Source organism: Arthrobacter sp. StoSoilB13 (genome assembly GCF_019977255.1).
Classification (GTDB): Bacteria; Actinomycetota; Actinomycetes; order Actinomycetales; family Micrococcaceae; genus Arthrobacter.
The window spans coordinates 964,790-980,760 of record NZ_AP024647.1 but is presented as its reverse complement, the minus strand read 5'-3'; the positions used below and the strand labels follow the sequence as shown (position 1 = coordinate 980,760).

13 protein-coding genes and 2 pseudogenes are annotated in these 15,971 nt (G+C 62.6%); 14 read left to right on the top strand and 1 reads right to left on the bottom strand.

Going from position 1 to position 15,971, the window contains the following annotated elements:
• The first annotated feature begins 64 nt into the window (after positions 1 to 64).
• Both aspS and LDP01_RS04600 read left to right on the top strand, forming a co-directional pair.
• Complete coding sequence (gene aspS / locus LDP01_RS04605; protein ID WP_224090574.1) at positions 65 to 1,858, top strand: aspartate--tRNA ligase; 1,794 nt, start codon at positions 65 to 67, stop codon at positions 1,856 to 1,858.
• Between the two features lie 68 nt (positions 1,859 to 1,926).
• A complete protein-coding gene (locus LDP01_RS04600; protein ID WP_224090572.1) occupies positions 1,927 to 2,727 on the top strand; it encodes a GNAT family N-acetyltransferase in 801 nt (266 codons plus the stop codon).
• A 7-nt stretch (positions 2,728 to 2,734) separates the two neighbouring features.
• Here the strand turns inward: LDP01_RS04600 and LDP01_RS04595 are convergent, their stop codons facing one another.
• A complete protein-coding gene (locus tag LDP01_RS04595) occupies positions 2,735 to 3,415 on the bottom strand; it encodes an acVLRF1 family peptidyl-tRNA hydrolase (RefSeq protein ID WP_224090570.1) in 681 nt (226 codons plus the stop codon).
• 41 nt (positions 3,416 to 3,456) lie between these two features.
• Here LDP01_RS04595 and LDP01_RS04590 point away from each other — a divergent pair.
• The 12 genes and pseudogenes from LDP01_RS04590 to LDP01_RS04535 all read left to right on the top strand — a co-directional run bounded on the left by LDP01_RS04590 (position 3,457) and on the right by LDP01_RS04535 (position 15,894).
• Positions 3,457 to 4,972, top strand: a pseudogene (locus LDP01_RS04590) (replication-associated recombination protein A).
• A 167-nt stretch (positions 4,973 to 5,139) separates the two neighbouring features.
• Positions 5,140 to 5,761, top strand: a pseudogene (gene rpsD, locus LDP01_RS04585) (30S ribosomal protein S4).
• A gap of 157 nt (positions 5,762 to 5,918) precedes the next feature.
• On the top strand, positions 5,919 to 6,293 hold the full coding sequence (locus tag LDP01_RS04580) for a DUF948 domain-containing protein (RefSeq protein WP_216925653.1): 375 nt from the start codon (positions 5,919 to 5,921) through the stop codon (positions 6,291 to 6,293).
• 22 nt (positions 6,294 to 6,315) lie between these two features.
• Positions 6,316 to 6,558, top strand: a complete 243-nt coding sequence (locus LDP01_RS04575; RefSeq protein ID WP_224090568.1) for a DUF6167 family protein — start codon at positions 6,316 to 6,318, stop codon at positions 6,556 to 6,558.
• A 115-nt stretch (positions 6,559 to 6,673) separates the two neighbouring features.
• Positions 6,674 to 9,352, top strand: coding sequence for an alanine--tRNA ligase (gene alaS, locus LDP01_RS04570; protein ID WP_224090566.1), 2,679 nt, complete (start codon positions 6,674 to 6,676; stop codon positions 9,350 to 9,352).
• Positions 9,353 to 9,354: 2 nt separating this feature from the next.
• Positions 9,355 to 9,945 (top strand): Holliday junction resolvase RuvX, encoded by a 591-nt coding sequence (gene ruvX / locus LDP01_RS04565; protein WP_224090564.1) that lies wholly within the window; start codon positions 9,355 to 9,357, stop codon positions 9,943 to 9,945.
• On the top strand, positions 9,942 to 11,645 hold the full coding sequence (gene mltG / locus LDP01_RS04560; RefSeq protein WP_224090556.1) for an endolytic transglycosylase MltG: 1,704 nt from the start codon (positions 9,942 to 9,944) through the stop codon (positions 11,643 to 11,645). The genes ruvX and mltG overlap by 4 nt, the downstream gene beginning before the upstream one ends.
• A complete protein-coding gene (locus tag LDP01_RS04555) occupies positions 11,642 to 12,496 on the top strand; it encodes a shikimate dehydrogenase family protein (RefSeq protein ID WP_224090549.1) in 855 nt (284 codons plus the stop codon). Before mltG ends, LDP01_RS04555 begins: the two co-directional genes overlap by 4 nt.
• Positions 12,497 to 12,522: 26 nt before the next feature.
• Positions 12,523 to 13,722, top strand: a complete 1,200-nt coding sequence (gene aroC / locus LDP01_RS04550; protein WP_224090548.1) for a chorismate synthase — start codon at positions 12,523 to 12,525, stop codon at positions 13,720 to 13,722.
• Positions 13,722 to 14,288, top strand: coding sequence for a shikimate kinase (locus LDP01_RS04545; RefSeq protein WP_224090547.1), 567 nt, complete (start codon positions 13,722 to 13,724; stop codon positions 14,286 to 14,288). The genes aroC and LDP01_RS04545 overlap by 1 nt, the downstream gene beginning before the upstream one ends.
• Positions 14,285 to 15,376 carry a 3-dehydroquinate synthase gene (gene aroB / locus LDP01_RS04540; protein WP_224090546.1) on the top strand — a complete coding sequence of 364 codons (1,092 nt, stop codon included), beginning with the start codon at positions 14,285 to 14,287 and terminating at the stop codon, positions 15,374 to 15,376. Before LDP01_RS04545 ends, aroB begins: the two co-directional genes overlap by 4 nt.
• Positions 15,373 to 15,894, top strand: a complete 522-nt coding sequence (locus LDP01_RS04535; protein WP_224090545.1) for a tetratricopeptide repeat protein — start codon at positions 15,373 to 15,375, stop codon at positions 15,892 to 15,894. The genes aroB and LDP01_RS04535 overlap by 4 nt, the downstream gene beginning before the upstream one ends.
• Positions 15,895 to 15,971: the final 77 nt, after the last annotated feature.

Sequence of the window (15,971 nt, the reverse complement as noted above, 5' to 3'; positions counted from 1 at the left end):
GGGTAAACTCGGACGGGATCGTCTTTGCAATGATCCCTTGAAAATTCATGCTGAAAGGAATGCTGTGCTGCGCACACATGACCTCGGATCACTTCGCTCCGAGCACATTGGACAAACCGTTACCCTGGCCGGCTGGGTGGGCCGCCGCCGTGATCACGGTGGCGTTGCATTCGTTGACCTTCGTGACGCTTCCGGTGTCGCCCAGGTGGTTGTCCGTGAAGAAGAGGTCTTCCACGGCCTGCGGAACGAATACGTCCTGCAGGTGACGGGTACCGTCAACAAGCGTCCTGAAGGCAATGAAAACCCTGCGCTGGCTACCGGCGAGATCGAGGTCATTGCGGACAAGGTCATCATCCTGAATACCTCGGACCCCCTGCCGTTCCAGATCGACGAGCACGTCGAAGTGGGCGAAGAAGCACGCCTTAAGCACCGCTACCTTGACCTTCGCCGCCCTGGCCCCGCACGGAACCTCCGCCTCCGCTCAGAGGCAAACCGCATTGCCCGCGAGTTGCTGCACCAGCGCGGCTACGTCGAGATTGAAACACCCACGTTGACGCGCTCGACGCCGGAAGGTGCCCGCGACTTCGTCGTCCCCGCCCGGCTTGCCCCGGGTTCCTGGTACGCGCTGCCGCAGTCGCCGCAGCTTTTCAAGCAGCTGCTCCAAGTGGGTGGATTCGAAAAGTACTACCAGATCGCCCGCTGCTACCGTGATGAGGACTTCCGCGCGGACCGCCAGCCCGAATTCACCCAGTTGGACATCGAGGCCAGCTTCGTTGACCAGGACGATGTCATCGAGCTCGGTGAAGCAATTGTGAAGGCCCTGTGGCAGCTGATCGACGTCGAGGTCCCCACGCCCATCCGGCGCATGACGTACCTGGACGCCATGGCAAAGTACGGTTCCGACAAGCCGGACCTGCGCTTCGGCCTGGAGCTGACCGAGTTGACGGAGTTCTTCAAGGACACCAACTTCGGCGTCTTCAAGGCACCTTATGTTGGCGCCGTCGTCATGCCAGGGGGCGCTTCGCAGGCGCGCCGTGCCCTGGATGCCTGGCAGGAATGGGCAAAGCAGCGTGGCGCGAAGGGACTGGCCTACGTTCTTTACAAGGAAGACGGCGAACTCGCCGGCCCCGTGGCCAAGAACCTCACCGACGAAGAGCGGGCCGGCCTGGCCGACGCCGTTGGTGCCAAGCCGGGTGACTGCATCTTCTTCGCCGCCGGCGAGAAGTCCGCATCACGGGCCCTCCTTGGCGCTGCACGTGTTGAAATTGGCCACCGCACTGGCCTGATCGATCCCAACGACTGGGCCTTCGTCTGGATCGTGGACGCGCCGATGTTCGAGCCCGCTGCCGCTGCAGTTGCCTCCGGTGACGTCGCTGTGGGTGCCGGGCAGTGGACAGCCGTGCACCATGCCTTCACCTCTCCCAAGCCGGAGTTCCTTGACACCTTTGACAAGGATCCTGAGTCGGCTCTGTCCTACGCCTACGACATCGTGTGCAACGGCAACGAAATCGGTGGTGGCTCCATCCGTATCCATGAGCGCGAAGTCCAGGAACGCGTCTTCCAGCTCATGGGCCTGGACAAGGAGGACGCCCAGACCAAGTTCGGCTTCCTGTTGGAGGGCTTCAAGTACGGCGCGCCACCGCACGGCGGCATCGCACTGGGTTGGGACCGCGTAGTGGCTCTGCTCGCCGGTGTCGAGTCCATCCGCGACGTCATCGCCTTCCCGAAGACCGGCAACGGTTTTGACCCGCTGACTGCCGCTCCTGCCCCGATTACGGCACAGCAGCGGAAGGAAGCCGGCGTCGACTTCAAGCCGGAAACCAAGCCTGCGGCGAAGCCGGAGACCAAGTCCGAATAAGACGGTAGCCAAGGGCTCCCCACTCATGTGGGGGGCCCTTGGTGTTCCTGCAGATGAAAGGCGCCGGGATGTTGGAACAAGCATTCTTGGAAACCCTCATGGATAGGGCGTGGCCGGCCGTGGAGCGCAATGACACGGGGGAGTGGGTGCTCCGCGCGTCCTCCGGGGTCACGCAGAGGGCGAACTCCGTGTGGCCGAGGAACCTGCCTGGTGCGGCCGGAACTGCAGGCCTGGGCGGAACTGAAGACATAGCGCGGTCAGTCAGTTCCGCATCAGCCTGGTACAGGCAGCGGCGTCTCCCGCTCATTTTCCAGATATTCGATGACTCCCGTAGTGCAGGCCTTAACGCCGTCCTGGACGGGCAACGCTTCACCAGACAGTCCGAAACCCTGATTATGGTCCGGGGCATGGACGCCTTGGAGACCTTAAGTGCCGGGCCCAGGGGCGTAGAGGTCTCGGACACGCCCACCGATGAATGGCTTCGCTTGTGGTGGTCCGTGGATGGTCGCGGTGGCGAGGTGGAACTCGAGGTTGCCCGCACCATTCTTACCGGATGCAAGTCTCTGTACGCGCTGGTGAGGGACGACGACGGCGTGCCGGCCGCCGTCGGACGCCTCGCCCTGGTGGACGGCTGGGGAGGCCTCTACACCATGGCGACCTCGGTCACCCACCGCAGGCGGGGATACGCGACGATGGTCCTGTCAGCGCTGCTGGAGCAGGGGGCGGCCCGCAATCTCCAAGGTTTTTGGCTGTTGGTCACTGCATCCAACCGCGGTGCCCAGGCGTTGTATTCGCGGGCCGGGTTCGTGGAACAAGGAAGCTATCTGTATCGGCAGGCTCCTTTGAGGCGGGCGCCGGGAGGCTGCTGAGCCGCAGTTACGGTGCTGGATCAGTCACCAGGATCCGGATGGAACAAGCATCCGAAGCAGCTTTTGCAAGCGCAGCAGTTTTGGGTTCCTGTACATCCAGGAAGGCAAGTTGGCTTCGGCTGGCCAGGGCCCGCAGGGAGGGTTGCGCCAGGACCAGGTCCACCAAGGCTCTGTCCCCGCCGGGAACAATGTACTCAACACGGTGGCCGCCGAAAATGCGCGCGGCCTGTTCCGCTGCGGAGTCCACCAATGCGTCCGCCTGGTTGGAGCGGCGCCGGGCATAACGTTGTTGGGATTGGCCACCTGCAGCCGTTCTGGACTGAACATAGCGGTTACCGCTTTTGGATTCCACGACCTTGCTGCCGCTCGCCACGGCCACAGCGAAACCGCCCCGACGCACCAGCAGGATACCCAGACCACGTTCCTGGCCTGCAAGAGCGGCAAGCCGTTCGATGTCAGTGGCGCCACGGCCTGGACGTCCATCGACCGGCCAGGGTGCCTTCAGGAGGGCAGAAGCCCCGTCAGCGGCGCGGAGGAGGAGGCCGCCGTCGTCAGTCTCTTCAGTGAGTGGGCCATGGCTTCCGGCAAAGCGATCCACCCAACCCACCAGCCGTGATGCCGGCACGAGGGCCGTGCGGCCGGAGGCCCTCGGCGGCCGTTGTTGCGGGGCGGATGCGCGGCGGTCCACGTCGATGTCTCCTTTGTTGGAACTATGAGTAGCCTATCCATGTGGAAGATCTCTTTGGTGCCGGTGTAAACAACGACGACGAGTCGGAGGATCTGCCTGCCGCAGGGGGAGCCTCCGACGCCGCGTGGATGGCGTCCCAGCGGAGCCCGCTGGCAGTTCGGATGCGCCCCCGGACCTTGGATGACGTGGTGGGTCAACAGCACCTGTTGGGACACGGTTCCCCGCTTCGCCAGCTCGCCGCGGGCGCAGAAGCTGCCGGCCCGGCAGGGCCCAGTTCAGTCATTCTCTGGGGGCCTCCCGGAACCGGGAAAACGACGTTGGCACATGTCATCGCCCGCGGACCGGGGCGGAAGTTCGTGGAATTGTCTGCCATTACTGCCGGTGTGAAGGATGTTCGCCGGGTAATGGATGAGGCTTTGACCGCCCGGGACCTTTACAAGAAGACCACTGTCCTGTTCCTCGATGAAATCCACCGGTTCAACAAGGCGCAGCAGGACGCACTGTTGCCTGGCGTTGAAAACCGGTGGGTGGTCCTGGTGGCGGCCACCACGGAGAACCCGTCGTTCTCGGTGGTATCACCGCTGCTGTCCCGCTCGCTTCTGCTGACGCTGAAGCCACTGACGGATGACGACATTGCCGGGCTGTTGCAGCGGGCTGTTGCCGATGCCCGCGGCCCTTGCCGGGCGTGTGGAACTCAGTCCCGAGGCTTTGGATCACTTGGTGCGGCTCTCCGGAGGTGACGCCCGAAGGGCCCTGACTGCCCTGGAAGCTGCGGCCGGCGTCGCGTTCGGAGACAGCAATGCCGTTTCAACCGTCGTCGAAGGGGAAGGCGAAACCGACGGGACCAGCGTCACGGACGGGACCAACGTCACCGACGACGGCGAACCGGGGCTTGCCGGCGACGGCGCCCCCGACGCGCCGGTGCTGGTGGAACTCAAGCACACCGAGCGTGCCCTGGACGCCGCTGCTGTTCGTTATGACAGGGCCGGCGACCAGCACTACGACGTCGCCAGTGCGTTCATCAAGTCCATCAGGGGCTCGGACGTTGATGCCTCCCTTCACTATCTGGCGCGGATGCTGGAGGCGGGAGAGGACCCGAGGTTCGTGGCGCGGCGCATCATCATCTCCGCGGCGGAAGACATCGGCATGGCCGATCCCACCGCTTTGCAAACAGCTGTGGCAGCGGCACAGGCGGTCCAGTTGATAGGGATGCCGGAAGGCCGGATTGTCCTGGCCGAAGCTGTTGTCCACCTTGCCACCGCTCCCAAGTCCAATGCGGCGTACATGGGCTTGAACAAGGCAGTTGCCGACGTCCGTGCCGGTTTCGGCGGCGGCATCCCCATGCATCTGCGCGACGCGCACTATCCAGGTGCCAAGCAATTGGGACATGGCAAGAGCTACAAGTACGCGCATGATGAACCGCACGGGGTGGCGACCCAGCAGTACCCGCCGGATGACCTCGTGGGAAAGGACTACTACGAGCCAACCAACAACGGCGCCGAACGCGATATAGCTGCCAGGCTGGAACGGCTCCGGAAGATCATCCGGGGACAGTAGCGTGGTAGGATAGTTCCTTGTCTGGCATGACCCGACGCACAATCCCTTTGAAGATTCCTTCAATGGAGTTGTGCCGCGGGCCAGTAGCAAAAGGCAGCGGTTGGCCGATGCTCTCCCTGATGGAGGCCAGTAACACTGACACACCGCAGTAATTTGGAAGGACACAAGTGGCTAACAACACTCGTGCTCGCCGTACCGCACGCCTTTCGCGTGCACTCGGCATTGCTCTGACCCCCAAGGCCGCCAAGTACATGGAGCGCCGCCCGTACGGCCCCGGTGAGCACGGCCGTGCCCGCAAGAAGCAGGACTCCGACTACGCCGTACGTCTGCGCGAAAAGCAGCGTCTCCGCGCCCAGTACGGCATCCGTGAAGCCCAGATGACCCGTGCCTTCGAAGAAGCACGCCGCACCAAGGGCCTCACCGGTGAAAACCTGGTTGAGCTGCTCGAAATGCGTTTGGACGCCCTCGTACTGCGTGCAGGCTTCGCCCGCACCATCGCACAGGCCCGCCAGCTCGTTGTGCACCGCCACATCATGGTTGACGGCATCCGCGTGGACCGCCCGTCCTTCCGCGTTGGCGAAGGCCAGCTCATCCACGTTCACAGCCGCTCCGAGGTCATGGCTCCGTTCCAGGTCGCAGCTGCTGGTGCCCACGCCCTGAACAACGTGCCGGCATACCTGGACGTCAAGCTGGACGCCCTGCAGGGCCCGCCTGGTTCGCCGCCCGAAGCGCTCCGAGGTCCCCGTGATCTGCGAAGAGCAGCTCGTCGTCGAATTCTACGCCCGCTAAATTCAAGCAGCGATTACAAAGAAAGCCCGTGGCACACGCCGCGGGCTTTCTTTGTAGGTAGGGTACTGACGTTTTTTCGATAGGGTACTGGGGAGGCCTTGGTCGAAGCCGGATACCGGCCGTGCCGGGCAGCGCAACAATCTAGGAGATGAATTCTATGTCTGGTGGCGACATCGCCGGCCTGATTGCGGCAGGAGTGTTCGCACTGCTGGTCCTGCTGTTGGCCGTGCCTATCCTGAAGCTCGGTGGCGTCTTTGACGAAGTGCGCACCACCATCCGATCCATCAGCGACGGGGCGACGCCCCTCATGGACGAAGTAACCGCAACGGTTTCCACTACCAACCAGCAACTGAAAAAAGTCGACGGCATCGCATCGAACGTGTCCGACGCATCGGCGAACATTTCCGCCCTGTCCTCGCTGGTGGCTGCGACAGTTGGTTCGCCGCTGATCAAGGTTGCAGCCTTCAGCTATGGTGTCCGTTCGGCCTTCGCGGGCCGTCGCGCTCCTTCCTCCGGCCGTCGCAGCCGCTGAACCAATTGGAGACCAGGAACACATGAAAAGAATCGTTTGGATGGGCATTGGGGTGGCGATTGGCATTATTGCCTTCCGCAAGGTCACCGAGGCCAAGGCCACTATCGGCCCGGATGGCTTGAACCGTGCAGTTGGGCGCCTTGCCGACGGCTTGTTCGATTTCGCGGATGCGGTGCGCTCAGGCATGCATGAACGCGAAGAGGACTTGAGGTCCGCGCTGGGCATTCAGAGTGCGGATATCAACACCAGCCCCGCCCGGCGCTAGCGAACACGGTTCGCTCCAGAGCCCACAACAAGGCAGAATGGAAAGCTGCGGAACGGCAACAGCCGGTGCCGCGCACAACGTGTGCAGTGAATTGAGAAGGGTAAGTAATCAGCTAATGAAGTCGCAGGAGATCACCAAACGCTGGGTGGACTTTTTTGTCAGCAAGGGCCACACCGCCGTTCCCTCCGCGTCGCTCGTTTCCAGCGACCCGTCACTTCTCTTTACTGTGGCAGGCATGGTGCCGTTCATTCCTTACTTGACGGCCCGCGAAGAGCCTCCCTACACACGCGCCACGAGCGTCCAGAAGTGTATCCGCACCGGCGACATCGAGGAAGTCGGCAAGACGGCACGGCACGGCACGTTCTTCCAGATGTGCGGCAACTTCTCCTTCGGGGACTACTTCAAGGAAGATGCCATCAAGTTCGCTTTCGAGCTGCTCACCAAGAGCGTTGACGACGGCGGCTATGGGCTTCCTGCCGAACGCCTCTGGGTGACGGTCTACGAGGAAGACGACGAAGCCAAGGAACTGTGGCTCAAGAACACGGGCATTCCGGCAGAACGCATCCAGCGCATGGGCAAGTCGGATAATTACTGGCACACGGGCCAGCCCGGTCCCGCAGGCCCCTGCTCGGAGATCTACTACGACCGCGGTCCCGAGTACGGTATTGAAGGCGGCCCCATCGCCGACGAAACGCGCTACATCGAAATCTGGAACCTCGTGTTCATGCAGTACCAGATCGAGAACGTGCGTTCCAAGGTGGACTTCGACATCGTGGGCGAACTGCCGAACAAGAACATTGACACCGGCCTGGGCATGGAACGCCTCGCGATGATCCTCCAGGGCGTCGAGAACATGTATGAGACAGACCAGGTCCGTCCTGTCATTGACAAGGCTGCAGAGCTGTCCGGCCGTGAATACACCTCTGCCGAGTCAGCAGATGACCCCCACCACACTGACGACGTCCGGATGCGCGTTGTTGCCGACCACATCCGCTCGGCCCTGATGCTCATTGCTGACGGAGTAGCACCTTCGAACGAAGGCCGTGGCTATGTCCTGCGCCGGCTGATCCGCCGGGCCGTCCGTGCGATGCGCCTGCTCGGTGTCGAGAAGGCCTGCCTGCCGGACCTTCTTCCTGCTTCCCGTGACGCCATGAAGGGTGTCTACCCGGTAGTGGAGACGGATTTCGCGCGCATCAGCCGTATCGCTTACGCCGAGGAAAAGGCGTTCCTGCGCACCATTGCCTCGGGTACAGCCCGCCTGGAGGATGCGGTGGCCGAATCGAAGGCTGCAGGGGTTCCCTTGTCCGGCGCCGATGCTTTTGCGCTGCATGACACCTACGGTTTCCCCATTGACCTCACCTTGGAAATGGCTGAAGAAGCCGGCCTTAAGGTTGACGAAGCCGGCTTCCGCTCGCTCATGCTTGAACAGCGTCAGCGCGCACAGGCAGATGCCAAGGGCAAGAAGGGCGGCCACGCCGATCTCACCGCCTACCAGGAGATGCTTGGCCAGGGCGAGACTACGTTTACCGGTTACGACGAGCTTGAGGGCGAGTCCAAGGTCCGCGGCATCGTCAGCGGCGGTCGGCGCGTGGCCCACGCTTCCACGGGCGACGAAATCGAAGTGGTCCTCAATGAGACGCCGTTCTATGCAGAAGCCGGTGGACAGTCGGCCGATACCGGCCTGATCACCGGCGACGGATTCGTCGTCGAGGTCCTGGACGTCCAGCGCCCGGTAAAGGGTCTGAGCGTCCATAAGGCAATCGTCCGGGAAGGTGAGATCGCCACCGATGCCCTGGTGCGCGCCGCCGTCGATCGTGAACGGCGCCACGCGGCCGAGCAAGCGCACACTGGTACGCACATTGTGCATGCCGCGTTGCACCAGATCCTGGGCCCGGAAGCTACCCAGCGCGGTTCCTACAACAAAGCCGGCTACCTCCGCTTCGACTTCGCCTGGGGTGAGGGCCTGAGCCCCGCCACGCGTTCGGAAATTGAAGAGGTTTCCAACATCGCCATCCGGAACAACTACCGGGTAGACACCAAGGTCATGGGCTTGGCCGAGGCCAAGGCCCTGGGCGCCATGGCCCTCTTCGGCGAGAACTACGGCAGCGAAGTACGCGTCGTGGAGATCGACGGCGCGTGGTCCCGCGAGCTTTGTGGTGGCACGCACGTGTCCAATACTTCCCTTATTGGCAGCCTTTCCCTGTTGGGTGAGCAGTCGGTTGGTTCCGGAAACCGTCGTGTGGAGGCCTTCGTGGGCTTGGACGCTTTCCGCCACCTGGCGGCCGAGCGGGCACTCGTTACGGAACTCACGGAACTGTTGAAGGTTCCCTCCGGCCAGCTCGCGGACCGCATCTCCAGCACCTTGAACAAGTTGAAGGCAACAGAGAAGGAACTCGACCGCCTTCGCAAGGAGCAGCTGGCTGCAGCGGCCGCCAACCTGGTGGGTACCGCCAAGGACGCCGCGGGTGTGCGGGTTGTAGCCCACGACGCCGGCCAGGTGGGTGGCGCAGACGATCTCCGGAACCTTGCCCTGGACCTCCGCAGCCGTTTGGGCTCCGAAGCCGCCACTGTGGCCGTAGCCGGTGTCAGCAACGACCGGCCCGTCATTTTGATCGCCACGAATGAAGCTGCCCGTGAAGCCGGCGTGAAGGCCGGAGCTTTGGTGCGCCTTGCCGCGGGAATCCTCGGTGGTGGCGGCGGCGGCAAGGACGATGTCGCCCAAGGCGGCGGCACCGACGCTGGGAAGGTCTCTGAGGCCCTCACAGCGGTGGTGGATGCGATAGCCAAGCGCTAACGGTGAATTCCAGTACGAACAGCGGCGTCTACCCCCAAGGCATCAAGCTGGGGGTAGACGTCGGCACCGTCAGGGTTGGGCTGGCCATTTGCGACCCCGACGAAATCCTGGCCACGCCTTTCAAGACAGTGGGCCGCGACGCCAAAAAGAACTCCGACGTTCGCGTGGTGGTTAAACAGGCTATGGAAATGCGGGCCGTGCAGATTTTCGTGGGCCTTCCAAAGACCATGAAGGGCGAGGAACGAAGCTCCGCGCAGATGGCAACGGAGTACGCCGAACTGCTTGCGGGCGAGCTCGCCCGAACCGGTTTGGACGTTCCCGTGAACCTCGTGGATGAGCGTCTTTCCACTGTTACGGCGCACCGCAACCTGCACGAAGCTGGCATGAGCAGCAAGAACCACCGTAAAGTGGTTGATCAGGTTGCCGCTGCTGGAATACTTCAGCACGCGATCGACATGCAAAAAGCCAGAGGAACGGACGTTGGCCGCCGCGTAAATGCACCGGGGCCGTCCGATACATCCAGCAGTGCCCCAACGCTGCAGGCTTCCTCCGGCCCTGAACCAGATTCTTCTACGAGGGGACTGCAACTGTGAGCCCGGTCAACAACGACCCCTCCAGCGGAACCGCCGGCGGCGGCATGCCGCTGACCCGCAAGGAACTGCGGGCGCGGGAACGATTCCTCGCCACCCAGAACCAGAACGTCGTACCCGTTCCCGAAGCGACGCCGGGGGAAGCAGCGCCTACGGCTGATGTCGAGCCTGAACTGCCCCGCCCGATCCCCGCGGTTCCCAAGCCAACTGCTGCGCCTGACGCCCCTGCGCCTGAACCGGTTGCGCCTGAACCTGCCGCGCCCCAACCGGCTGCGTCTGAAACCCCGGCCCCGGAACCTGTGCGGGCGGCTGCTTCTCCGGAGGTCCCGCCAATTCCGGAGGAGTTGCCGACGGTTGCTCCTGCCGAACATGTGGAGCCCGTGCTTTCGGAAGAGGAGCACCATGACGATGCCCTTCCGGTCCCGGCTGTTGCACATGTCTATGCCGGTCATGCCAATGAGGCCCACACCTACGGCGTCCACGAAGGCTCGGTCCACGTGGATGATCATGCGTTTGAAGACCATGCGCCCCAGTACGATTACGAAGCCCACGAAGGGCACATGGAGCTTCACGACGAGCTTCATGACGAGCACCACCACCTCATCGCTCCGGTAGAAGTCACGGCGGCGTCCAAGGCCGCGGCCAAGAAGGCGCGGCGTCGCCGTCGGGTCCTTGCCTTGCTGATCACGCTGGGAGTCTTTGTTGCCGCCATCGCGATCGGGGCACAATTCCTCAAGCCCCTCCTTGGCATGGACAAAGTCACCGATTACCCCGGTCCCGGGACGGGCTCCGTCAGCATTACGGTCCCGGAAGGGGCCGGCCCCAAGGCTGTGGCAACCGCGCTGGTGGAAAACCACGTCGTGGCGGACGCCGATTCCTTCGTCAAGGAGTTCGTGACCGAGGGCGGCGAGCTCTCGCCGGGGGAATTCACCTTCCGTACCGAGATGAAAAACTCCGACGCCGTTGCCGTCCTCGTCAACAAAGACGCTTCCAAAGTGATCTACTTCGCCCTGAGTGCAGGTCTGAGGATCAACGAGTCGCTGGAGGCTATCTCCAAGGGCTCCGGCATCCCCATGGCACAGCTCAACAGCTTCAACCAGGCGCCCGGACAGTTCGGGGTGCCTGCGAAGGCCAAGAACCTGGAGGGCTTCCTCGCTCCCGGAGAGTATCGCTTCCCGCTGGGAACATCGGGTAAGGACATCATCCAGAAGTTGGTCTCCAGCACCCTTGATGAGCTCAAGGCCCAAGGAATTACGGATCCGGCCAAGCAGTACGACACCGTAACCATCGCCAGCATCGTCCAGGCGGAGGGCGGCCAGGCCGACTATGGGAACGTCGCTGGTGCGATCTACAACAGGCTCAAACCGAACAACACCGAGACCAACGGCCTTATCCAGTCCGATGCCACGGTGACTTATGGCCTGGGCAAGAAGTCCTTCCACCTCACGGACGAAGAGAAGGCCGATAAGTCCAACACCTACAACACGTACGCCAACCCAGGGCTGCCCGCCGGTCCGATCGGTTCTCCGGGCAAGACGGCGATCGACGCCGCAGCAAAGCCGACGCAGAACGATTACCTGTACTGGGTCACCATCAACCTGGACACCAAGGAGACCAAGTTCTCCAAGACGCTGGCCGAACACAGCAGGTACGTTGAGCAATACAACGCATGGTGCCAGGCCAACGCCGGACGGTGCGTGTGAGTCGTCGCGCCGCTGTCCTCGGGCACCCGATCTCACATTCGAAGTCCCCGGCGATGCACACTGCCGCCTATGCCAAGCTCGGCGTGGACATCGAATACTCGGCAATCGACCTGACGGTCGATGGGCTTCCGGCCTTCATGGATTCCCTCCGCGGGGACCAATCATGGTGCGGGCTTTCGGTAACCATGCCCTTGAAGTCGGCCATGGTCAGGGAAGTTGACGAGGTCCGTGGCGCTGGCGCCCAGTTGGGCGTCATCAACACTGTGGCCTTTGAGTACGACGGCGGTTCGGCTCGCCGCATCGGTTACAACACCGATGTCGTGGGCATCGTGGAAGCAGTGCGTTACGCGGGAATCTCTTCGGCACCGCATGCTGCTGTCCTCGGCGGCGGAGGAACCTCCGCGGCTGCCATTGCTGCCGTACACGAGCTCGGGGCCGGGCACGTGGACGTTTTCGTCCGGGATGCCACGCGCGCCGTCGACGCCCAGGCCGCTGCGGCCGCCGTCGGAATTTCCCTGCGGCTCCGCCCCCTCAGTGAGGCGGCCACTGCCGTGGCTGGGTCCGGGCTGGTCATCTCCACCTTTCCACCGCGCGCGGCCGATGCGCTTGCGGAGGAGCTCGCCGCCCTGCCAGGAACAGGGGCAGGGGTTTTGCTGGACGTCGCTTATGACCCGTGGCCCAGCCGCCTCGCCGAGGTTTGGCACGGCCATGGGGGAGCGGTGGTTCCCGGGCTTGAAATGCTGATGTACCAAGCGGCGGAGCAGATCCGGCAGTTCAGTGGCTGTGACGTTGACGCCTCCGTCATAGATGTGATGTGCGACTCAGTTGGGCTTCCCCGGCGAGTGTTCTAGAGGCCTTACATGGCAGGATTGGTTATATGTTGCGTTGGTTGACTGCCGGTGAATCCCATGGTCCGGCTCTGATCGGAATTGTTGAAGGCGTGCCCGCCGGTGTTGAACTCACCAGCGGGCAAATCCGTGATGCTTTGGCGCGTCGTCGCCTGGGCTATGGACGTGGCGCCCGCATGAAGTTTGAGCAGGATGAAGTCACGATCCTCGGTGGCGTGCGCCACGGCATCACCCAGGGTGGTCCGGTCGCCATTCAGGTGGGCAACACCGAATGGCCAAAGTGGGAGCAGATTATGTCTGCTGATCCGGTGGACCCTGAAGTCCTTGCCGACCAAGCCCGCAACGCACCTCTGACGCGCCCGCGTCCGGGGCACGCCGATTTCACCGGGATGCAGAAGTACGGCTTTGATGAAGCCCGTCCGGTCCTTGAGCGCGCAAGTGCGCGTGAAACCGCCACCCGTGTTGCTCTTGGTACCGTTGCAGCCCAGTTCCTTAAGCAACTGGGCGTGGAATTGGTAAGCCACACCGTTTCCATCGCCAGCGTCACAGTACCCGAGGGCAAGGCGTTGCCCCTGCCCAAGGACGTCATCGCCCTTGATGCAGATCCGCTGCGCTGCTTCGACCGCGAAACATCCGATGCAATGGTCGCCGAGGTGGATGCCGCCCACAAGGAAGGCGAAACCCTTGGAGGCGTGGTTGAGGTCCTCGCCTACGGGCTTCCCCCCGGATTGGGCAGTTACGTCCATTGGGACCGCCGCCTTGATTCCCGCCTGGCCGCTGCGCTGATGGGTATCCAGGCCATCAAGGGCGTTGAGGTCGGTGACGGGTTCCTCACCGCTGCCCGCCGTGGTTCTGCAGCGCACGACGAAATCCTCAAGGATGAGAACGGCAGAATTATTCGTCAGACCAACCGTGCCGGCGGCATTGAGGGTGGAATGAGCATCGGCGAAGTTCTGCGCGTGCGCGCCGCCATGAAGCCTATTGCCACTGTTCCCCGCGCGTTGCGCACCATTGATGTCAGCACCGGGGAACCCGCCAAGGCGCACCACCAGCGTTCGGACGTTTGTGCAGTTCCGGCAGCGGGCGTTGTGGCCGAGGCCATGGTTGCCCTCGTCCTCGCAGAAGCCATCGCCGAGAAATTCGGAGGTGACTCTGTTGCCGAGACCACGCGTAACCTGCAGAGCTACCTGGACAACATTCCGGCAACCCTGGACTCGGTCGGCCGGTAGTGGGCCGCACTACCCAGGACGGCTGCGCTGGCCGTCCCGTTGTCCTGGTGGGTCCCATGGCAGTTGGCAAGTCTGCCATTGGCCAGCAACTGGCGCAGCAACTCGGCGTTCCCTTCGTGGACACCGACGCCGTGGTGGTCGCGGCGCACGGCAGCATCGCTGACATTTTCGCTGGGCGGGGAGAACACGCGTTCCGGGAAATCGAAGCCCGGGCAGTGGCGAAGGCCATCGAGGCCGCCAAGGAACAACCAGCAGTGATTTCGCTGGGTGGTGGAGCGGTCCTGGACTCGGGAACCCAGCAATTGCTGGGGGAATGCACCGTGGTTTATCTGGAATGCGACGCCTCGACTGTTGCTGACCGGATCGCGCGAAACACCGGAAGGCCTTTGCTGCAGGGCGACGCAATGTCCCGTTGGGAAGCTCTGTTTGCCACCCGGCGTCCAGTGTATGAGCGTCTCGCAGACATTGTCCTGGACGTCCGTTCGGGATCCGTGGCTGAAATCGGCCTCCGGTTGGAGGAACGGCTGCGCCAGCATGCAGCCTTGAAAGAGGAAGTTGAAAAGTGAGCAACGAAGCAACTGTCATCAAGGTGACCGGCCAATCAACCACGGAGAACTACGACGTCATCGTGGGCCGTGGACTCCTGCAATCCCTTCCCGCCAAACTTGGCGAGCGGGTTCGACGCGTGCTTGTCATTCACCCACGTGCCCTTCGCCTGACCGGGGACACCGTCCGCGATGAGCTCGAAGCTGCCGGCTTCACCGCGCTGACGGCCGAGATCCCGGATGCCGAAGAAGGCAAGCACATACAGGTTGCCGCTTTCTGCTGGCAGGTGCTGGGGCAGAACGACTTCACGCGCTCGGACGCTATTGTTGCCGTCGGTGGCGGGGCCGTGACCGACCTCGCCGGATTCGTTGCTGCTACCTGGCTTCGCGGAGTCAAAGTCATCCACATGCCCACCAGCTTGTTGGGCATGGTGGATGCCTCAGTTGGCGGCAAAACAGGTATCAACACTGCCGAAGGCAAGAACCTGGTGGGATCGTTCCATCCTCCGGCGGCTGTACTGGCGGATCTGGATACGCTCAAGACTTTGCCCAGGAATGAGTTGATTTCCGGAATGGCAGAGGTCATCAAGTGCGGCTTTATCGCCGATCCCGCGATCCTTGACCTCGTGGAAAAGAACACGGACGCCGTGATGGATCCGGAGTCGGACGTTGTCCGTGAACTCATCGAACGCGCCATTTCGGTCAAAGCCAACGTCGTCTCCCAGGACCTGAAGGAATCCGGGCTGCGCGAAATCCTGAACTACGGACACACCCTGGGCCATGCCATTGAACTCGTGGAACGGTACTCCTGGCGCCATGGTGCGGCCGTTTCGGTAGGCATGATGTTCGCTGCTGAACTGGCCCGAAGCGTTGGACGACTCTCCGACGCCGACGCCGACCGGCACCGCACCATCCTTGAGAGCCTTGGTTTGCCCATCACCTACCGCAAGGACCGTTGGCAAGGCCTGCTGGATGGCATGCGCCGGGATAAGAAGTCCCGTGGCGACCTCCTGCGCTTTGTTGTACTGGATGGCGTAGCCAAGCCCGGCATTCTGGACGTCCCCGATACGTCCCTGTTGTTTGCTGCCTACCAGGAGATTGCTTCATGATGACCACCCTCAGGGAAGGGGTCAGCGATTGGCCAACCGCAGGATTCCCGGGCGTCCGCACAAACCCCGATACCTTGCTCCCCGTAATCGTCAACGAAGACGCACTGGAATCTGCGCTGGCCGCTTCGGAAGATCCTGCCGACCGCATCATGGCGCTGCTGCTGGAAAACCAGCCAAAGGAAGCGGCGGAATTGCTCGCCGAAGCCCGCTACAAGGACCCGGAATCCTTCCGGTTGCGGATTTTTGAAGCTGAAGTCCACCGGGCCACCAACCGCCTGGACCGTGCCATCCAACTGTTCCGCCAACTGCTGCAGGAAGTCCAGGGCACATCCAAGGAAGCGATCGTCCACCAGTATTTGGGCAGGGCATATTTTGTAAGCGGAAATGCGCTGGCCGCGTCCGAAGAGTTCGCCAAGGCACTGGACCTGAGGGTTGCCAAAGCCGCCGATGCCGCGTTGATTTACTCGTCCGCGGTGGCACTCCAACGGGCCAGGGATGTGCTGGAACTCGCGTCCTGATCCAGGCTGGAACCACCCGAAGCCAAGCCACTTCCCATTTGCCGGTAGAATGGTTCTTGGATTTTTGATAAATACGC